Here is a 273-nt window from a genome sequence, read left to right as displayed (position 1 = left end):
GCCAGCCGCTTTCGGCGCGCCAACGGATCCTGATGTACCGCTCTATCGAATTCATTGGGCGCTGGTCCATGCTCGATATCTTCGTCATCGCCATCCTGGTGGCGGTGGTGAATTTCGGGCGAATTGCCAGTGTCGAAGCCAACCTGGGCGCTGTCGCCTTCGCCAGTGTGGTGATTCTGACGATGCTTGCTGCTTTAACTTTCGATCCCCGACTGATTTGGGATAACACGGAGTCGGATGACGACCATGAGTGACCTGCCTACGGCAAAAACC

At 56.4% G+C, this 273-nt stretch carries 1 protein-coding gene; it reads left to right on the top strand.

The features are described 5' to 3' along the window. A partial coding sequence (locus SB765_RS29610) for a paraquat-inducible protein A (protein WP_410932489.1) occupies positions 1-254 on the top strand: 254 nt, incomplete at its 5' end. Positions 255-273 lie beyond the last annotated feature (19 nt).

Origin of the sequence: Pseudomonas sp. SIMBA_067 (genome assembly GCF_046534675.1) — a bacterium.
Classification (GTDB): Bacteria; Pseudomonadota; Gammaproteobacteria; order Pseudomonadales; family Pseudomonadaceae; genus Aquipseudomonas; species Aquipseudomonas putida.
This window is presented reverse-complemented; position numbering and strand designations above follow the sequence as displayed.